Raw genomic sequence first — 15,747 nt, 5'->3', positions numbered from 1 at the left:
GCCCCGCCCTGCCCTGCGACGTGACCGCCCACCGGCCCGCCGGCGGCGCGCGCTGGCGCGGATCGTGCCCGGCTGTCGGGCCCCAGCGCACCGCGAGAGCCGATGATCAGCGCCTTCGACCTCTTCAAGATCGGAATCGGCCCGTCGAGCTCCCACACCATCGGCCCGATGGTGGCGGCGCGCCGGTTCCGCACGCGGACGCGCGGGTTGCCCGGCCTCGCCCGCATCCGGGCCGAGATCTTCGGCTCCCTGGCCTGGACCGGGCGCGGGCACGGCACCGACACCGCCATCTTCCTCGGGCTCCTCGATCACGAGCCCCACACCGTCGACCCGGACGGGGTCGCCGGCCACGTGGCGGTGCTCGACGCCGAGAAGCGGCTCGGACCCGGGGGGCCGGCCTTCGACCCGGCTGCCGACCTCACCTTCAATTTCACCGATCTGCTGCCCCTGCACACCAACGGCCTGCGCTTCTGCGCGCTCGATGGCGACGGGGCCGTCCTCGACAGCGAGGAATACTATTCCGTCGGCGGCGGCTTCGTGGTGACCGAGGCCGAGGCGGCCCCCAATGCGGAGGCGGCCTGCCCCGTGCCCTATGCCAGCGCGGCCGGCCTCCTCGCCCTCTGCGTCGCCGAGGGCCGCACCATCGCCGAGGTGCAGTTCGCCAACGAATGCGGCGCCCGCACCCCCGCGGCCGTGGAGGCCGGCCTCGATGCCATCCGCGACGCGATGTTCGCCTGCATCGACCGGGGCCTGCGCCAGGACGGCGAGTTGCCCGGCGGCCTCAAGGTGCGCCGGCGAGCCCGGCGCCTGCACGACGACCTGACGGAGGGGCGCCTGCGCAACACCCGCGCCGCCCACGAGATCGTCGATTGGATCAGCCTCTACGCCCTGGCGGTGAACGAGGAGAACGCGGCCGGCGGCCGGGTGGTGACGGCGCCGACCAACGGCGCCGCCGGCATCATCCCGGCGGTGCTGCGCTACGCCCGCGATTTCTGCCCCGACTGGTCGGATGCGCGGTCGCGGGAATTCCTGCTCACCGCGGCGGCGGTGGGGGGCCTGATCAAGACCCGGGCCTCGATCTCGGGCGCCGAGGTCGGCTGCCAGGGGGAGGTCGGCTCGGCCGCCGCCATGGCGGCGGCGGGGCTGGCGGCCTTCCTCGGCGGCCATGCGGCCCAGGTGGAGAACGCCGCCGAGATCGCGATGGAGCACCATCTCGGCATGACCTGCGACCCCATCGGCGGTCTGGTGCAGATCCCCTGCATCGAGCGCAACGCCTTCGGGGCCAACAAGGCGGTGGTGGCGGCCTCCCTGGCCCTGCGCGGCGACGGCATCCACCGCGTCACCCTCGACGAGGTCATCGAGACCATGCGCCAGACCGGCCACGACATGCAGGCCAAGTACAAGGAGACCTCGCTGGGGGGCCTCGCGGTCAACGTCGCGGCCTGCTGAGGGGCGGCCCGTCCCGGACAAAGGGAACGGATGCGTTTCCCGTTTCGCTCCCGATCACAGGCTCGGTCCGCTCCCGCTGACTCGTATCCGGCCCGGGTTGGTCCGGCGATCGGTCCGATTCAGCGCTTGATCTGGGGGCAAGATCTGGGGGCAAGATCCGGGGGCAAGATCCGGAGTACAGCGGGGCCGGATCGCGTCGGGACGGTCTCGCTCGCGTTCGGTGCCAGACATATGGAACGGAGCGGTTCCGATAGGGTTGTCCCGTCCGAGGGGACTACCGGATGGCGGATGCGGGCTGCGCGCACCCGACCCATCCCGCCGACATGCGAGACCGTTTCCATGACCATCCTTCCGCACGCGGCCGGCTCCAGCGTGAGCAGATTCGCGATCCCGTCCGGCCGGGTCCGGGCCGAGACGCGCATTTGGGCCGAGACGCGTATCCGGGGTGCCACGCCGGCCTGACGGGCGCATCCGCCCCCCCACGCTCCCGACGCCTGACCACGCGCCCGGCCGCTGATCGCGCCGAGCCCGAATCCGACGCTCGCCCTCCCCCGATCCGACGACCGGAGACCCGCCATGCGGACCCTGACGCTTGCCCTGCTCCTCGGAGCGCTGACGCTCACCCCCTGTTTTGCCCCGTCCTTCGCCCTCGCTCCATCCCCCGCCGCCGCACAGGACCTGATCGTCCCGCAACATCCCGGATCGAACGGCTTGCAATCGGAGGAGCCGGGACCGAGCGGACGCGGACTGGAGCGGCCGGGAGTGCCCGTCCCGCCGGACGCGCCCCTGCCCCGGCAGACCCCACGCCCGACCCTGCTGATCCACGGGCATTATTGCGGCCCCGGCAACGACGGCATGGAGGTCACGCCGATCGACGCCCTGGATGCCGCCTGCCGCAAGCACGATGCCTGCACGCCCGACGGCGGCCTGCCCTCCTGCGGCTGCAACCGCGCCCTCAAGCGCGATGCCGGCCGCGTGGCCGCGAGCCCGCGCGAACCGCAGGATCTCCGCGCCCTCGCCGGCGTGGTCGCCGGAGCCAGCGACCTGATGCTCTGCACCGACGACGTCGCGGGGCTGGGCCACTGAAGCGGACGCCTCGAGGCCGGAGGCCGGCGGCGGCCCCCGCCACCCTCGACGGCGCGACACCCGGATCGCTCCCGGGTGCCCTGCAGCAGGTCTCATCGGGGTGCGGGGTCTTCCCTCTCTCCCTCTGCCGGGCGGGAGAGGAGGCGACCGCTCCGGATGGTCCCTGCACCGCGGCAGGTCGCCGGCCGAATGAACCGGCGCGCGCTCAGTTCCCGTCGATGCGCTGGCCGAGCAGCGCGATGGCGCGCTGGTAGACCGAGGCGGCGTTCCAGCCCTGGATCGCGGCGAAGTTGGGCTCGCCCGGCTGGTAGCCGGCGCCGGCACGCCAGCCATGGCCCTTGAGGAAGTTCGCCGTGGAGTTCAGGGCGTTGGACGAGTTGTCGAGGCTGCCGCCGACGCCGTAGTTCAGCACGTTCTTGGGCAGGAACTGGGTGTGGCCGACCTCGCCATGGGCCGCGCCCCGGGTGCCGGCGTTGAGGACGCCGCGATCGACCAGGGTCAGGGCGGCGTAGAGCTGGTCGGTGAAGTAGGCCGAGCGGCGGCAATCGTAGGCGAGGGTCGCGACCGCCGAGAGGGTGTTCACGTTGCCCTTTACCGCGCCGAAGCCGGTCTCCATGCCCCAGATCGCCAGGAGCGGACCGGGCGGCACGCCGTAGCGCTGCTCGATCGACGCGAACAGGGCGGCGTTCTGCGCCTTCAGGGCGCGGCCGCGCGACACGATGGTGTTACCGCCGCGCTTGGCCAGGAACTGGTCGAGCGAGAGCTTGAAGCTCTTCTGGCCGCGATCGGCCGAGATCGTCGCCGTCGAGTAGGACGTGCCCATCAGGGTAGCGAGGCTGGCGGCGCTGGCCCGGCCGCGCGCCTCCTCGGAGAATTCCCGCTTCCAGGCCTCGAAGCCGGCGGCGGTGTTGCCGCACTGGGCCGCGTTCGCCCCACCCGTCGCGCAGACGAGCGCCGTGAAGGCCGCCGCGATCCACGGCGTCCGATACCCACGTCCGATCATGTCAAAACTCCCTGGCCCTGCGCCTCCGGATGCCGGACTCGCAGGCACGATGACTTCCCCTTGCGCGGAGCAAGGCGACAAACCGGTCGGGAAGTCGAGACACATTGCGGCAATTTTGCCTGCGATCCGGACCGGCGGCATCACTTCGCCGCGCTTGGTTACGTGACGGTGTCCGGCGATGCGATCCGGCATTCGGCCGGTTTCTCCCGCGGGACGGCCCACCCCCTGCAGTTTCGACCAAGACAAACCGTCTCCTGTCCTGGGCCGCAACGATCATGTCCCATTCCAATACAGGCCGTTCCACATCGGGCCGGCGCCCTTCCCTGGCCGTGGTCCTGATCGCCTGCGTCACCGCCGCGCTGCTGTGGGTGCCGATCCTTGCGCTCAGCCCGGCGCCGATCTGGTTCTGGTGAGCCTCAGGTCTTCTCCAGAGCGGCTCACGGCTCCTCGTCGCCGTAGCGACGATAGGCGCCCGTCAGGTAGCCCGCCTGCAGCGCGGTGAGATGGGCGAACAGCACGAGGGCGCCGACGACGCCGACCTCGCCCCGGGCCAGCCAGACCAGCCCCGACAGGGCGAGCACCACCGCCGAGATCCCGAAGATCAGGCGGATGCTGCCAGCGAGGCCGACCGCCAGGCTGCCGAGGAACAGGATCAGGGCGACCAGCATCGGCGACTCCTGGCGCGGCGGGTCGGATCGCGGTCAAGCATCCTTCGGCATTCGGGTACCCTTCACCAATCCGAACCATCGCGGCGATCCCGGACCAATCCGTCGCCGGGCGGTGATCCGCGCGTCACCGATCGTCCGACCCTAGCGCCCCAAATCGAAACGGCCGGTTGATTGCGCCGGTCAATCTCTCCCGGTTCCGGTCTTCCGCCCCCGGGCCCGCGCCGCTACCCTGGCGGCCCACTCCGGCATCGAAGGAACCCCTGCATGCGGTGTCGCCGGCAACGCTCCGGACCTGCGTCTCGGCCGACCCCCGGGCCGGGCCTCTCGCTCGTCCTCTCGCTGGTCCTCTCGCTGGTCCTGGCGACGCGTGCCGCGTCGGGCGAGGCCGGGGCGCCGGATGCGGGGCAAACCCCTGTGACCGTGACGCGACCTCCGGCGTATACCGCCTGCACGGATGCGATCGCGGCCGAGGCCGAAACGCGCGGCGTCCCCCCGGCCGTGGCGGCCCGACTGCGCACCCTCGCTCCCGACCCCGCGGTGGCGGCCGCCACCGGAAACCAGTCGGAATTCGTCACGCCGATCTGGTCCTACCTCGATGCCGCCGTCACCGAGGCGCACATCGCCGAGGGCCAGCGCAAGCTGGCAGACTGGGCCGCCACCTTCGCGGCCATCGAGGCCCGCTACGGGGTCGACCGCTTCACCCTCGCGGCGTTCTGGGGGGTGGAATCGACCTACGGCCGCGTCCTCGACAACCCCGGCATCGTCCGTTCGGTCCTGCGCTCCCTGGCGACGCTGGCCTGTGCCGAGACGCCGCGCGCGCCCTACTGGCGCTCGGAATTGATCGCGGCCTTGCAGATCCATGCGCAGGATCATCTTCCGCCCGAGCCGCTCACCGGGTCCTGGGCCGGCGCCATGGGCCACACGCAGTTCATGCCGACGGTGTATCAAGCTTACGCGGTGGATTTCGACGGTGACGGCCGGCGCGACATCTGGACCTCGGTCCCGGATGCCCTCGCGTCGACGGCCAATTACCTCAAGGCCATGGGCTGGCGCTCCGGAGAACGCTGGGGCAGCGAGGCGCGCCTGCCGGACACCTTCGACTATGCTCTCGCGGACGAGACCACCGAACGCAGCCTCGCGGCGTGGCGCCGGCTCGGGGTCGACCCGGTCCAGCCCCTCCCGGACGACACCGTGCCCGCAACCCTGATCCTGCCCGCCGGTGCGCGCGGCCCGGCCTTCCTGCTCCAGCCCAACTTCCGGATCATCCTGCGCTACAACACGGCGCTGGCGTATGGCCTCACCGTCGCCCATCTGGCCGACCGCCTGCGCGGCGCTCCCGGCTTCACCCGGGACTGGCCCCGCGGCGATTCGATGCCGACCCCCTCCGACGTCCAGGCGCTTCAGGCCCGCCTGGCGGAGCGAGGCTTCCCCGCCGGAGCCCCCGACGGCAAGATCGGCCCGCGAACCCGCGCGGCAGTCCGGGCCTTTCAGGCCGCGCACGGCCTGACGCCCGACGGCTACGCCGACGCGCCCCTGCGCGAGCGGATCCTGGCCCTTCCCTGACACACCGGCCGATTTAGCGGTGGTCGCGCCGCGGGGGGCGCGATAGAGCAGCGCCCGGCATCCAGGTTCCGGGATGCGGCGCGAGGCCGGGAGGGCGAGCGGAAATGAGTCGAGCCACCGTCGCGCCTGGCACCCCCCGACAGACCGTCGTGACCTACTGGGAAGGGCCGGTGACCTGGCTCGAACGGCTCAGCGCGGCTTCGATCGTCGCGGCCGGGCACCCGCTGCACATCTACTCGCACGACGTAGCGGGCCTCCGGCGGCAGGGGCTTCCCGGCACGGTGATCGATGCCCGCGAGGGGATCGGCCCGAACGTCATGGCGGACCTCTACCGCCGCCGCGGCGTCCTCGCCTTCTACGCCGATTACCTGCGCCTCAGCCTGATCCGCGATGGCAAGGGTGTCTGGTCGGACCTCGACTGCGTATTCCAGCGTCCCCTCGACCCGTCCAGCGGCGAGGCCGGCTACCTGTTCGGGTGGCTCAACCGGAGCCGCCTCAACAACGCGATCCTGTCGGCGCCGCCCAACTCGGAGCTCGTCGCCCGCTACTGGGACGCCATTTCCACGGTGCCGATCCGGGCCCCGTGGGCGACCGGCCATATCCGGGTCAAGCGCAGCCTCGAACTCCTGATCGGCAAGCGCATCCCGGTCCATCCGGAGCGCCTGGCGATCGGTCCGCGCGCCCTCACCTACTTCGTGCGCCAGCTCGGCCTCGAGGGCCATGCCCAGCCGCGCGCGGTCTTCTATCCCCTCGGCGACGACGACGCCCATCTCCTCGCCGAGGCGGACGACCGGGCGGCGCGCGCGCGGATCCTGCCCGAGACCGTGGCGGTGCATGCATGGCGCGGCAAGCTGTGGTCGATCGGCCGGGATGCCCCGCCGCCCGCCGCCTCATGGCTCGGGCAGCGGTGCCGGGACCTCGGGCTCTGATCCGTCCGGGAGTTTCCCCCTCAACCGCCTCGAAACCGGTCCGGAACCCGTCCCCTGGAGATGTCGATGCGCCGGATCCTGTTCATCTGCGCGACGCCGGTCGCCTTCGGGCTCGACACCCCCGCGGAGGTCGGTCTCGGCGGCATCGAGAGTACGAATATCGCCCTCGCCGAGGCGCTCGCCCGGCGCGGGTGGGCCGTGACCCTGGCTACGCGCCGGATCGGGACGGTGGTGCGCGACGGCATCCGCAACATCCCCCTGGAGGCGGCAGCGGACTGTGCGGCGGATGCGATCGTCACCAGCAACGATCCGCGTCCCCTCCGGGACTTCCCCGGGCGGCGGGGCATCGTCTGGGTTCACAATCCCCTGAACGTCGAGAAATCCATCCGCAAGGGATACCTCCGGCCCTTCCTGTCCCTGCGGCCGGAGGCGGTCTTCGTCGGCAGCCTGGCAGCCCGGACGATGTCGCCGCTCTACCCGTTCCGGCGTCGCCACGTCATCCCGCACGGGGTCTCCCCGGTCTTCCGCACGCCCGAGCCGACCCGCGGGCACAGCCGCGATTTCGTCTACGCCTCGCAGCCCCAACGCGGCCTCGACCGGATGCTCCGGCTCTGGCGCAACGCCGCGCCCCTGGTCGCCTCGGGCGCGACGTTGCATGTTTTTGGATCGGAAGGGCTTTTCGGATCGGAACAGCCCGATTTACCTGAGGAAAGTGGTCCGGTCGTGTTCCACCCGCGGGTCGGAGCCGCCGCCCTGGCCGCGTTCTATGCCGGGGCGCGGGCCATGGTCTGTCCCGGCTCCCCCGACGAAACCTTCTGCCTCGCCGCCGCCGAAGCGCAGGCCATGGGGCTGCCCGTGGTGACCGCCGGCATCGGAGCGCTGGCCGAGCGGGTGCAGCACGGGGTGAACGGGTGGATCGCGGCGAGCGATGCGGACTTCGCCGACGCCGTCGTCGCTCTCGCGGTCAACGACGACCTGTGGTCGGAGCTCAGTGCCGGCGCCCTCCTGCAGCGGCACGCTCTGACCTGGGAGCGGGCCGCGATCCTGTGGGAAGCCGTCCTGCGAGACCCACCCGGAATGCCGCCCGCTCGGGGCGCCTGATCACCCCGGTATCCAGGCCTACGGACACCCGTGACAGAATTCGGTCCGCCACAAGCCGCGGCCGCGCCGCCACTGGACGCCGCTCGGACGGCGGCGAATACTGTGTGCAAGAAGAGATCACATCGGGAGGATGGCATGAGGCTTCGGCTTGGTCTGGCCGCGCTGGCATTCGCGTGGGCGGGGAGCGCGCTCGCGGACCCGCTGACCTTCCAGGTCGATCCGGCCTGGCCGAAACCGCTGCCCAACAACTGGATCATGGGGCAGGCTTCGGGCGTGGCCGTCGATGCACAGGACAACGTCTGGGTGGTTCAGCGCCCGCGCAGCCTCACCGACGACGAGAAGGCCGCGAGCCTCAATCCGCCCCGCACCAAGTGCTGCCATCCCGCGCCCCCGGTGCTGGTGTTCGATCAGGCCGGCACCCTGATCCGCAGCTGGGGCGGCCCCGGCGAAGGCTACGACTGGCCCCAGAACGAGCACGGCATCCACATCGACCACAAGGGCTTCGTCTGGCTCGCCGGCAATGGCGACACCGACGGGCAGATCCTGAAGTTCACGCCCGACGGGACGTTCGTGCTGCAGATCGGCAAGCAGGGGCCGCAGACCAACAGCCTTGACACCAGCCGCCTCGGCAAGCCCGCGGCGATGCAGGTCGACCCTGAGACCAACGAACTCTTCGTCGCCGACGGCTACTTCAACCACCGGGTCATCGTGTTCGATGCCGAGACCGGCGCGTTCAAGCGGATGTGGGGCGCCTACGGGAAGCCGCCCACCGACGAGACCCTCCCGGCCTACGACCCGGCCGCCGCGCCCGCGCAGCAGTTCCGCAATCCCGTCCACTGCGTGCAGATCGCCCGCGACGGGCTGGTCTACGTCTGCGACCGCACCAACGACCGGGTCCAGGTCTTCCGCCGCGACGGCAGCTTCGTAAAGGAGTTCTTCGTCGAGAAGAGCACCCGCGCCAACGGCTCGGTCTGGGAGCTGGCGCTCTGGCCCGATGCCGAGCAGAGCTACCTCCTCAACGCCGATGGCGCCAACAACGAGGTCCGGACGCTCAGCCGCGACACCGGCGAGGTGCTCGGCGCCTTCGGCCGCAACGGCCGCATGGCGGGCGATTTCCACTGGGTCCACAACCTCGCGGTCGACAGCCGCGGCAACGTCTTCACCACCGAGGTCGACACCGGCAAGCGCGCCCAGAAGTTCCTGTTCCGGGGCGATCTGATCCTGCGCAAGCGGGCCGCGCTGCCCTGACGCTTATGGCGCCCGCCCGGCCCGCCTCTCCCCCAAGGGGCAAGAGGCCTCGGCGTGGCGCCGAGACCCGTTTCCCGTCCGTGGCTCAGTAGACCCGCGTGACCCAGCCATGGGGATCGGGAGCGTTGCCGCGCTGGATGTCGACCAGGGCCGAGCGCAGGCGCTTCGTCACCGGACCGGCGACGTTGTCCGAGACGGAGAATTCGCCGTCCGGGCTGCGCACGGTACCGATCGGCGTGATCACTGCGGCGGTGCCGCAGGCGAAAACCTCGCGCAGGCGGCCGCTGGCAGCATCGGCCTTCCAGTCGTCGATGGAATAGGGCCGCTCGGCGACCGCGATGCCGTCGGCCTTTGCCAGCGTCAGGATAGAGTCGCGGGTGATGCCCGACAGGATGGTGTCGCTCAGCGGCGGGGTCACCATCGAGCCGTCGTCGAAGACGAAGAAGATGTTCATGCCTCCGAGCTCCTCGACCCAGCGGCGCTCGACCGCGTCGAGGAACACCACCTGGGCGCAGCCGTGCTCCACCGCCGCAGCCTGGGCGCGCAGGCTGGCGGCGTAGTTGCCGCCGCACTTGGCGGCACCCGTCCCGCCGGGGGCAGCGCGGGTCTGGTCCTGCGAGACCCACACCGTCACGGTTTCGGATCCGCCCTTGAAGTAGGCGCCCACCGCCGAGGCGATGACGAGGTAGAGGTATTCCGAGGACGGCTTGACGCCGAGGAAGACCTCGCTGGCAATCATGAAGGGGCGGAGGTAGAGGCTGCCGCCCTCGCTCGACGGGATCCAGTCGCGGTCGGCGCTGACGAGCTGCTTGACCGACTCGACGAAGACCGAATCGGGCAGCGCCGGCATCGCCAGGCGCTCGGCCGAGCGGCGGAAGCGCAGGGCATTGGCCTCCGGTCGGAACAAGGCCGCGCCGCCATCCGCCGTACGATAGGCCTTCAGGCCCTCGAAGATCTCCTGGGCGTAGTGCAGCACCGCCGCCGCAGGATCGAGTTGGATCGGGGCACGCGCCTCCACCCGTGCGTCGTGCCAGCCGCGTCCCTCGACGTAGCGGATCGTCACCATGTGGTCGGTGAACACCCGCCCGAAGCCGGGATCGACCAGAAGCTCGGCCCGGCGTTCCGGCGAGACGGGCGAGGCATGCGGCTGGGTGGCGAAGGGAAGATCGTCGGGGGCGCTCATCGTCAGTCCTTACTTACGTCTCGTCGGATCAATCAAGAGCCGGTGCGGCGCCGGCCACGGCGGGGGCCGCCGGGGGCATCCGGACGGCGGCAGCATCCGGGCGACGGCAGCATCCGGGCGACGGCAGCATCCAGGCGACGGGACGTGTGCTGCTGCTCTGATACGACGATGTCCGCTTGCGATCAAACGGCTTGCATCCTAATAATACGCAAACGAAAAGAGGGCCGGATCGTCCACGGTCGGTGCGCACAGGAGCCTCGCGCGTGTCTGCCCGAAAGCCGCCCGTCAGAACTCTGGACCAGCTCCGCCTCGCCTACACCCACACGCTTCTGCTGACGGGCCGGCACTGGCGCCGCGCGGCCAACACGGTCATGGAGGCGCATGGTCTCTCCGACGCCACGGCGGTTCCACTGATCATGATCGGTCGCCTCAATGGCGCGCCGCGTCAGAACGCCCTCGCGGAGGCCATCGGCATTGAGGGGCCATCCCTGGTGCGCCTCCTCGACCAACTCTGCGAAGCGGGCCTCGCGGTCCGCCGAGAGGATCCCACCGACCGCCGGGCCAAGGTGCTCAGCCTCACCACCGCCGGGACGGCCGTGGTTGCCCGCATGGAAGCCGATCTCGCGCGCCTGCGGGCCGAAATCTTTTCCGAGGTCAGCACCGCCGATCTCGAAGCGAGCCTGCGGGTGTTCGCGGCGCTGCAGGCCTCCTGCATCCGGTGATGCGCGAGGGGTTGCCCTGCCCTGCCCTGCCCTGCGCTCCGTCTCTGTCTTCAGCCCATGCGCTCTTGGCGGGGAGCTTTGCGTCCGGCCGAGGTTCGTTCCAACCGGGGGATGCTGCCGAACGCCGCGTCCCGGCTGACTTGAAGGGACGACGTCGTGCGCTCTTTGCAGCGCATGTCTAACACATCATCCGGCCGGCCGGTTCTCTATTGCCTTCACTATCTCGGCGGCAGCGCCGCAACCTTCGACGCGGTGGCGGAGCACCTCGCGGGTGCGGCGGACTGCGTCGCCCTGGACTTGCCCGGCTTCGGCGCCGACGGGAGCGGTCCCGGCCGAGACGTCGGCGCGATGGCCGACGGCGTGGCGGCCCGGATCCGGGCAGACGCCCCGGCCCGATGGCTGCTGGCCGGCAACAGCATGGGCGCCAAGGTCGCTCTCGCGGTCGCCCGGCAGGCGGAGGATGGCGCACCCGGTCTCGAAGGCCTCGGAGGCCTCGTGCTGATGGCCGGTTCGCCGCCCTCCCCCGAGCCGATGTCCGAGGACAAGCGCGCCGCGATGATCGCCTGGATCGATGCTGATTCAGCCACGCGCGCGCGGGAGGCGGACGCCTTCGTCGCTCAGAATGTCGGCGCTCCCCTCGATCAGGCCCTGATGGACCGGACCGTGGCGGATGTCCTGCGCGCCAGCCCCGAAGCCTGGAAAGCCTGGCTCGCTCACGGCAGCCGTGAGGATTGGTGCGCGCGGATCGGCATCCTGCGCAGCCCGGCGGTCATCCTGGCCGGTTCGGAGGATGCCGATCTCGGCGCGACCGCCCAGGCTGCCCTGACGGCTCCGCACCTCGCTCAGGCCCGTCTCGTCACCCTGGAGGGCGCCGGGCACCTCATTCCTCTTGAGCGCCCACAGGCCGTGGCCCTGGCCGTGGGCACGCTCCTGGTCGAACCGGCCTGGCAGGACGCGCCCGCTCCTGCCCCCACCTTGCCGCAGGCCTATGCGGACCTGATTCGGTCGGAACGCGTGAACGGCCGCCTGCGCGAGGCACTGCTGGCGCGGGCGGAGCAGGACGACCCGGCCTATCAGCCCCGCGCCCTCGATCCGGTCGTTCTGTCGATCCTGCGAGCCGCCTGTGACCGGGTGCTGCCGCAGGATGGGCCGACCCGCATCGATCTGGCCGCCCGCATCGATGCGCGGCTGGCGAGCGGGGCCGGTGACGGCTGGCGCTTCGCCAAACTGCCGCCGGACGCGCAGGCCTACAGCCTTGCGCTGCGGACCCTGGACGCCGCCGCCCGCGCGGCCCACGCGAAACCCTTCGTGGTTCTCGACGCCAAGGAGCAGGATGCTCTGCTGGAAAGCCTGGAGACCGGCACGGTCTCGGGCGATCTCGATGCCGAACAGATGGTGTTCTGGTTCGAGGATCTTCGCGCCGACGTGGCGCGCACCTATCTGGCCCACCCATTGGCGCTGGCTCGCATGGATTTCAGCGGCATCGGTGCGGGCGGCGACACCGACCCCCTCCCGGGCTTCCGCGACATCGGTATCGGCCAGCGCGAAGCATGGGAACCCTGCACGCTTCCGGAGACCACCCGATGAACCTCGATGCGATGCATCGCCATGCAATCCACGAGACCGTCGACGCGGTGGTGATCGGCACCGGCGCCGGCGGTGCGCCCCTGCTGGCACGCCTCGCCCAGGCCGGCCTCTCCTGCGTCGCCCTGGAGGCCGGGCCGAACTTCGATCCGAAGGGGTTCGCCTTCGACGAGACACTGGCCGACGAGATCTATTGGACCGAGGAGCGGATCAGCGGCGGCTCGACGCCCGAAGCCTTCGGCGGCAACAATAGTGGCACCGGCGTCGGCGGCTCGACCTTGCATTGGGGCGCCTTTACGCCCCGGGCCGATGCCCGCGATCTGCGCCTCCACACCGAGACCGGTGAGGGCGTCGACTGGCCCTTGGACTATGCCGAGCTGCGGCCGTTCTACGAGCGTGTCGAAGCCTTCATCGGCGTGTCCGGTCCGGCCTCCTATCCCTGGGACGAGACCCGTGCCTACCCGCTCGGCCCCGTCGCCCGCAACGCACCGGCCCAGGCCATGGCCAACGCCTGCACGGCGCTCGGGGTGCGATTCGCCGATGCCCCAGCGGCGGTCGTGTCGCGCGCCTTCCCTCAGGAGCATGGCCCGACCCGGCCCGGCTGCATCAACTGCGGCTATTGCCACCAGGGCTGTCGCACCGGCGCCAAGACCAGCATGGACGTCACCTACCTGCCGCTCGCCGTGCATCACGGCGCCGAGATCCGGGCCGAGGCCAAGGTTCACGGCATCGAGCGGTCGAAGGACGGCCGCGTCACCGCTGTGATCTACCGCCAGGGCGGCGTCGACCGTCGCCAGCCCTGCCGCAACGTCTTCCTGTGCGCCGGATCGGTGGAATCCGCCCGCCTCCTCCTGCATCTCGACCTCTGCAACGGCAGCGGTCAGGTCGGCCGCAACTACATGGGCCACGTCGCCACCCAGGTCTGGGGCACCTTCGAGCCCGAGATGCGGATGAACAAGGGCTATCCCTCCTCGCTCATCACCGAGGATATGATCCGCCCGGCCGACGCGGACTTCGCTGGTGGCTATCTCGTGCAAAGCCTCGGCGTGGTCCCGCTCACCTTCGCCAATTCCCTGGCGCGGGGGCGAAAGCTCTGGGGACGGGCGTTGGCCGACCAGCTCGCGCGCTACAACCACATGGCCGGCATCGGCATCAACGGCGAGACCCTGCCGTGCGATGCCAACGTGCTGACGCTCTCCGACGAGGTTGACGCGTTGGGGATGCGCAAGGCGGCGATCAGCTTCGGCTACAGCCAGAATGAAAAGCGCCTCAACGCGCACGCCACCCGATTCCTGAACCAGGTCTGGGAAGCGGCCGGCGCGACGGATCTCTGGACCCTGGAGCGCGTCGCCCACACCATCGGCACCTGCCGCATGGGCCGCGACGGCGACACCGCGGTGGTCGATCCCTATGGCCGCAGCTTCGAGGTGCCGAACCTGTGGATCTGCGACGGTTCGACCTTCCCGAGTTCGCTCGCCGCCAACCCGGCCCTGACCATCATGGCCATGAGCCTGCGGAGCGCCGAAGCGTTCCTGGCGGACGGACGCTAGAGCTTTTCGTTTTCGTTTGTCGTGTCAGGGATAACCGGTTTCCGCTTATCCCTGACAAACTCTGGGCTGATGGACTCGGGCGGTGGCTCAGGCCACCGCCCGGGCCACGATGTCGGGGTAGCGTCCAATGAGCCGGACATCGGCAATGCCGAAATCCGGCGCTGTCGCCCGCGCCTGCTCCCAGTCGCGCATGGTCCCGACAGGGACCCGAAAGCGGTTGGTGAACTCAGACTGCGACAGTCCGAGGCTGGTCAGCGTCCGACGCATCAGGCGGGCACGCTGGCCCCGGTTCAGGGCTTCGGCCGTCGCGTCGAAGTCCTGGTCGTCGGCCGGAGCAGCCGAGAGCGCAATCGCCGCGTTCTTCACTCGTGTTTCCCATTCCCCTCAATACATCGGGGTCCCGCCGGTGACCGGCACCAGCGCGCCCGTCATGTAGCTGCCCTCCCGCGAGGCGAGCAGCACGTAGGCGGGGGCCAGTTCGGCCGGCTGGCCGGCCCGGCCGAGGGGCGTGTCGGCGCCGAGGGATGCGATCTGCTCGGGGCTCTTCACGATGGGCTGGATCGGGGTCCAGACCGGGCCGGGCGCGACGCAATTGACCCGGATGCCCTTGGGCGCGAGCAGGTTCGACAGGCCGATGGTCAGGCTGGCGATGGCGCCCTTGGTGGAGGCGTAGACCAGCATGGTCTTGTCGGCGATCTTGGCCTGCTGGCTCGTGGAATTCACGATGGCCGAGCCCGGCTTCATGTGCGGCACGGCGGCCTGGGCGAGGTACAGCATCGCGAACACGTTGGCGCGGAACGAGCCTTCGAGATCCTCTGGCGTTACATCGTCGAGTTCTTCGTTCACCACCTGGGCGGCAGCGTTGTTGACCAGGATGTCGAGGCCCCCGAGCTCCGCCACGGTGCGCTCGACCAGGGTCCGGCAATGGGCCGCATCGCGTAAATCACCGGGCAGCAGCAGGACGCGGCGCCCGGCTTTGCAGACCCACTCCGCGGTGTCTTCGGCGTCCGACTGCTCGACGGGCAGGTAGGAGATCGCCACGTCGGCGCCCTCGCGGGCATACGCGATCGCCACGGCGCGGCCGATGCCGGAATCGCCGCCGGTCACCAGGGCGACGCGGCCGGTCAGCAGGCCTTTGCCGACGTAGCTCGTCTCGCCGTGATCGGGCGCCGGATCCATGCGCGAGCTCAGACCCGGCCGCTCCTGCTGCTGGTCGCCGGGAAAGGGCGGCCGAGGGCCGGCGTCACGGGGGTCGATGGTCATTGGCTTTCGGGCCTTCCAGGGCTATCTTGGGAGCGAGGTTTTATCGGGAGCGAGGCTGTCGCAAGGGACCGGGAGCCGGCGGGGGCGGGCTCCCGGGATCGGTCAGGCGCTCGCGTCGTCGGCTTCCAGGATCGTCTCGAGGTCGCCCGTGAGGGCATCGAGCTGGTCGGCCGTCGCCCGGATCTTGAAGGTGGTGCCGTCCTCGGCCTCGACCGCGATTTCCACGTGGTCGTCGACGCGGGCGGCTAGGGCCTGCTTGAGAATGTAGGTCGTGACGTCTGCCGTCTTGTCCGCCGTCTTGTCCGCCGTCTTGGCCATGCTGCCGTCTCCTATTGTGGTCCCGGGCAACGCGGCAGAGCCTGGGGCGGATCTGCGACCAAAGCTCTCGCTCGGTCCCG

The 15,747-nt window shown here is 70.6% G+C and carries 17 protein-coding genes; 11 read left to right on the top strand and 6 right to left on the bottom strand.

Translation table 11 applies throughout. The features are described from left to right. Nucleotides 1-102 precede the first annotated feature (102 nt). The 3 genes from J7U37_RS15660 to J7U37_RS15655 all read left to right on the top strand — a co-directional run bounded on the left by J7U37_RS15660 (nt 103) and on the right by J7U37_RS15655 (nt 2,535). Nucleotides 103-1,449 (top strand): L-serine ammonia-lyase, encoded by a 1,347-nt coding sequence (locus J7U37_RS15660; protein ID WP_056190523.1) that lies wholly within the window; start codon nt 103-105, stop codon nt 1,447-1,449. A 339-nt stretch (nt 1,450-1,788) separates the two neighbouring features. After that, nucleotides 1,789-1,911: a hypothetical protein gene (locus tag J7U37_RS25135; protein WP_280138736.1), complete on the top strand. Its 123-nt coding sequence runs from the start codon at nt 1,789-1,791 to the stop codon at nt 1,909-1,911. 114 nt (nt 1,912-2,025) lie between these two features. Beyond that, nucleotides 2,026-2,535, top strand: a complete 510-nt coding sequence (locus tag J7U37_RS15655; protein ID WP_247636319.1) for a hypothetical protein — start codon at nt 2,026-2,028, stop codon at nt 2,533-2,535. Nucleotides 2,536-2,740: 205 nt separating this feature from the next. Here J7U37_RS15655 and J7U37_RS15650 read toward each other — a convergent pair whose 3' ends face one another. Further along, on the bottom strand, nt 2,741-3,538 hold the full coding sequence (locus J7U37_RS15650) for a lytic transglycosylase domain-containing protein (protein WP_056190520.1): 798 nt from the start codon (nt 3,536-3,538) through the stop codon (nt 2,741-2,743). A 275-nt stretch (nt 3,539-3,813) separates the two neighbouring features. On the opposite strand from J7U37_RS15650, the gene J7U37_RS15645 reads away from it, so the two are divergent. Continuing rightward, on the top strand, nt 3,814-3,951 hold the full coding sequence (locus J7U37_RS15645; protein ID WP_156375973.1) for a hypothetical protein: 138 nt from the start codon (nt 3,814-3,816) through the stop codon (nt 3,949-3,951). 24 nt (nt 3,952-3,975) lie between these two features. On the opposite strand, the gene J7U37_RS15640 is transcribed toward J7U37_RS15645, so the two are convergent. After that, nucleotides 3,976-4,206 carry a hypothetical protein gene (locus J7U37_RS15640; RefSeq protein WP_247636318.1) on the bottom strand — a complete coding sequence of 77 codons (231 nt, stop codon included), beginning with the start codon at nt 4,204-4,206 and terminating at the stop codon, nt 3,976-3,978. A gap of 264 nt (nt 4,207-4,470) precedes the next feature. Between J7U37_RS15640 and J7U37_RS15635 the strand changes: the two genes are divergently transcribed. The 4 genes from J7U37_RS15635 (at nt 4,471) to J7U37_RS15620 (ending at nt 9,047) form a co-directional block, all read left to right on the top strand. Further along, nucleotides 4,471-5,769: a lytic murein transglycosylase gene (locus tag J7U37_RS15635; RefSeq protein WP_247636317.1), complete on the top strand. Its 1,299-nt coding sequence runs from the start codon at nt 4,471-4,473 to the stop codon at nt 5,767-5,769. Between the two features lie 104 nt (nt 5,770-5,873). Then, nucleotides 5,874-6,698 carry a hypothetical protein gene (locus J7U37_RS15630; protein ID WP_162241535.1) on the top strand — a complete coding sequence of 275 codons (825 nt, stop codon included), beginning with the start codon at nt 5,874-5,876 and terminating at the stop codon, nt 6,696-6,698. Nucleotides 6,699-6,764: 66 nt separating this feature from the next. After that, nucleotides 6,765-7,799 (top strand): glycosyltransferase family 4 protein, encoded by a 1,035-nt coding sequence (locus tag J7U37_RS15625; RefSeq protein ID WP_247636316.1) that lies wholly within the window; start codon nt 6,765-6,767, stop codon nt 7,797-7,799. 135 nt (nt 7,800-7,934) lie between these two features. Continuing rightward, nucleotides 7,935-9,047, top strand: a complete 1,113-nt coding sequence (locus J7U37_RS15620; RefSeq protein WP_247636315.1) for a hypothetical protein — start codon at nt 7,935-7,937, stop codon at nt 9,045-9,047. Nucleotides 9,048-9,132: 85 nt separating this feature from the next. Here the strand turns inward: J7U37_RS15620 and J7U37_RS15615 are convergent, their stop codons facing one another. Next, nucleotides 9,133-10,230 carry a branched-chain amino acid aminotransferase gene (locus J7U37_RS15615; protein ID WP_247636314.1) on the bottom strand — a complete coding sequence of 366 codons (1,098 nt, stop codon included), beginning with the start codon at nt 10,228-10,230 and terminating at the stop codon, nt 9,133-9,135. 263 nt (nt 10,231-10,493) lie between these two features. Here J7U37_RS15615 and J7U37_RS15610 point away from each other — a divergent pair, with 263 nt between their 5' ends. The 3 genes from J7U37_RS15610 to J7U37_RS15600 all read left to right on the top strand — a co-directional run bounded on the left by J7U37_RS15610 (nt 10,494) and on the right by J7U37_RS15600 (nt 14,086). Continuing rightward, nucleotides 10,494-10,952: a MarR family transcriptional regulator gene (locus tag J7U37_RS15610; RefSeq protein ID WP_247636313.1), complete on the top strand. Its 459-nt coding sequence runs from the start codon at nt 10,494-10,496 to the stop codon at nt 10,950-10,952. Between the two features lie 174 nt (nt 10,953-11,126). Further along, nucleotides 11,127-12,539, top strand: a complete 1,413-nt coding sequence (locus J7U37_RS15605; protein ID WP_247636312.1) for an alpha/beta hydrolase — start codon at nt 11,127-11,129, stop codon at nt 12,537-12,539. Next, complete coding sequence (locus J7U37_RS15600) at nt 12,536-14,086, top strand: GMC family oxidoreductase (RefSeq protein ID WP_247636311.1); 1,551 nt, start codon at nt 12,536-12,538, stop codon at nt 14,084-14,086. The genes J7U37_RS15605 and J7U37_RS15600 overlap by 4 nt, the downstream gene beginning before the upstream one ends. A gap of 87 nt (nt 14,087-14,173) precedes the next feature. Here the strand turns inward: J7U37_RS15600 and J7U37_RS15595 are convergent, their stop codons facing one another. From J7U37_RS15595 to J7U37_RS15585, 3 genes are all read right to left on the bottom strand, one after another. Beyond that, nucleotides 14,174-14,452 carry a transcriptional regulator gene (locus J7U37_RS15595; protein ID WP_247636310.1) on the bottom strand — a complete coding sequence of 93 codons (279 nt, stop codon included), beginning with the start codon at nt 14,450-14,452 and terminating at the stop codon, nt 14,174-14,176. A gap of 18 nt (nt 14,453-14,470) precedes the next feature. Beyond that, the gene (locus J7U37_RS15590) at nt 14,471-15,349 is read right to left on the bottom strand and encodes an SDR family oxidoreductase (protein ID WP_247636309.1); all 879 of its coding nucleotides are present in this window, start codon (nt 15,347-15,349) and stop codon (nt 14,471-14,473) included. Nucleotides 15,350-15,451: 102 nt separating this feature from the next. Next, entirely contained in the window at nt 15,452-15,667 is a 216-nt protein-coding gene (locus J7U37_RS15585; protein WP_056190499.1) for a hypothetical protein, read from the bottom strand. Nucleotides 15,668-15,747: the final 80 nt, after the last annotated feature.

The organism is Methylobacterium sp. 37f (assembly GCF_023093475.1).
Lineage (GTDB): Bacteria > Pseudomonadota > Alphaproteobacteria > Rhizobiales > Beijerinckiaceae > Methylobacterium.
This window is presented reverse-complemented; position numbering and strand designations above follow the sequence as displayed.

What these genes read in the sequence shown, in the direction of transcription:
- J7U37_RS15620 (WP_247636315.1), top strand. Translation starts at nt 7,935, where the DNA reads ATGAGGCTTCGGCTTGGTCTGGCCGCGCTGGCATTCGCGTGGGCGGGG.
- J7U37_RS15655 (WP_247636319.1), top strand. Translation starts at nt 2,026, where the DNA reads ATGCGGACCCTGACGCTTGCCCTGCTCCTCGGAGCGCTGACGCTCACC.
- J7U37_RS15640 (WP_247636318.1), bottom strand. Translation starts at nt 4,206, where the DNA reads ATGCTGGTCGCCCTGATCCTGTTCCTCGGCAGCCTGGCGGTCGGCCTC.
- J7U37_RS15660 (WP_056190523.1), top strand. Translation starts at nt 103, where the DNA reads ATGATCAGCGCCTTCGACCTCTTCAAGATCGGAATCGGCCCGTCGAGC.
- J7U37_RS15590 (WP_247636309.1), bottom strand. Translation starts at nt 15,349, where the DNA reads ATGACCATCGACCCCCGTGACGCCGGCCCTCGGCCGCCCTTTCCCGGC.
- J7U37_RS15625 (WP_247636316.1), top strand. Translation starts at nt 6,765, where the DNA reads ATGCGCCGGATCCTGTTCATCTGCGCGACGCCGGTCGCCTTCGGGCTC.
- J7U37_RS15615 (WP_247636314.1), bottom strand. Translation starts at nt 10,230, where the DNA reads ATGAGCGCCCCCGACGATCTTCCCTTCGCCACCCAGCCGCATGCCTCG.
- J7U37_RS15600 (WP_247636311.1), top strand. Translation starts at nt 12,536, where the DNA reads ATGAACCTCGATGCGATGCATCGCCATGCAATCCACGAGACCGTCGAC.
- J7U37_RS15605 (WP_247636312.1), top strand. Translation starts at nt 11,127, where the DNA reads ATGTCTAACACATCATCCGGCCGGCCGGTTCTCTATTGCCTTCACTAT.
- J7U37_RS15650 (WP_056190520.1), bottom strand. Translation starts at nt 3,538, where the DNA reads ATGATCGGACGTGGGTATCGGACGCCGTGGATCGCGGCGGCCTTCACG.
- J7U37_RS15630 (WP_162241535.1), top strand. Translation starts at nt 5,874, where the DNA reads ATGAGTCGAGCCACCGTCGCGCCTGGCACCCCCCGACAGACCGTCGTG.
- J7U37_RS15585 (WP_056190499.1), bottom strand. Translation starts at nt 15,667, where the DNA reads ATGGCCAAGACGGCGGACAAGACGGCGGACAAGACGGCAGACGTCACG.
- J7U37_RS25135 (WP_280138736.1), top strand. Translation starts at nt 1,789, where the DNA reads ATGACCATCCTTCCGCACGCGGCCGGCTCCAGCGTGAGCAGATTCGCG.
- J7U37_RS15645 (WP_156375973.1), top strand. Translation starts at nt 3,814, where the DNA reads ATGTCCCATTCCAATACAGGCCGTTCCACATCGGGCCGGCGCCCTTCC.
- J7U37_RS15635 (WP_247636317.1), top strand. Translation starts at nt 4,471, where the DNA reads ATGCGGTGTCGCCGGCAACGCTCCGGACCTGCGTCTCGGCCGACCCCC.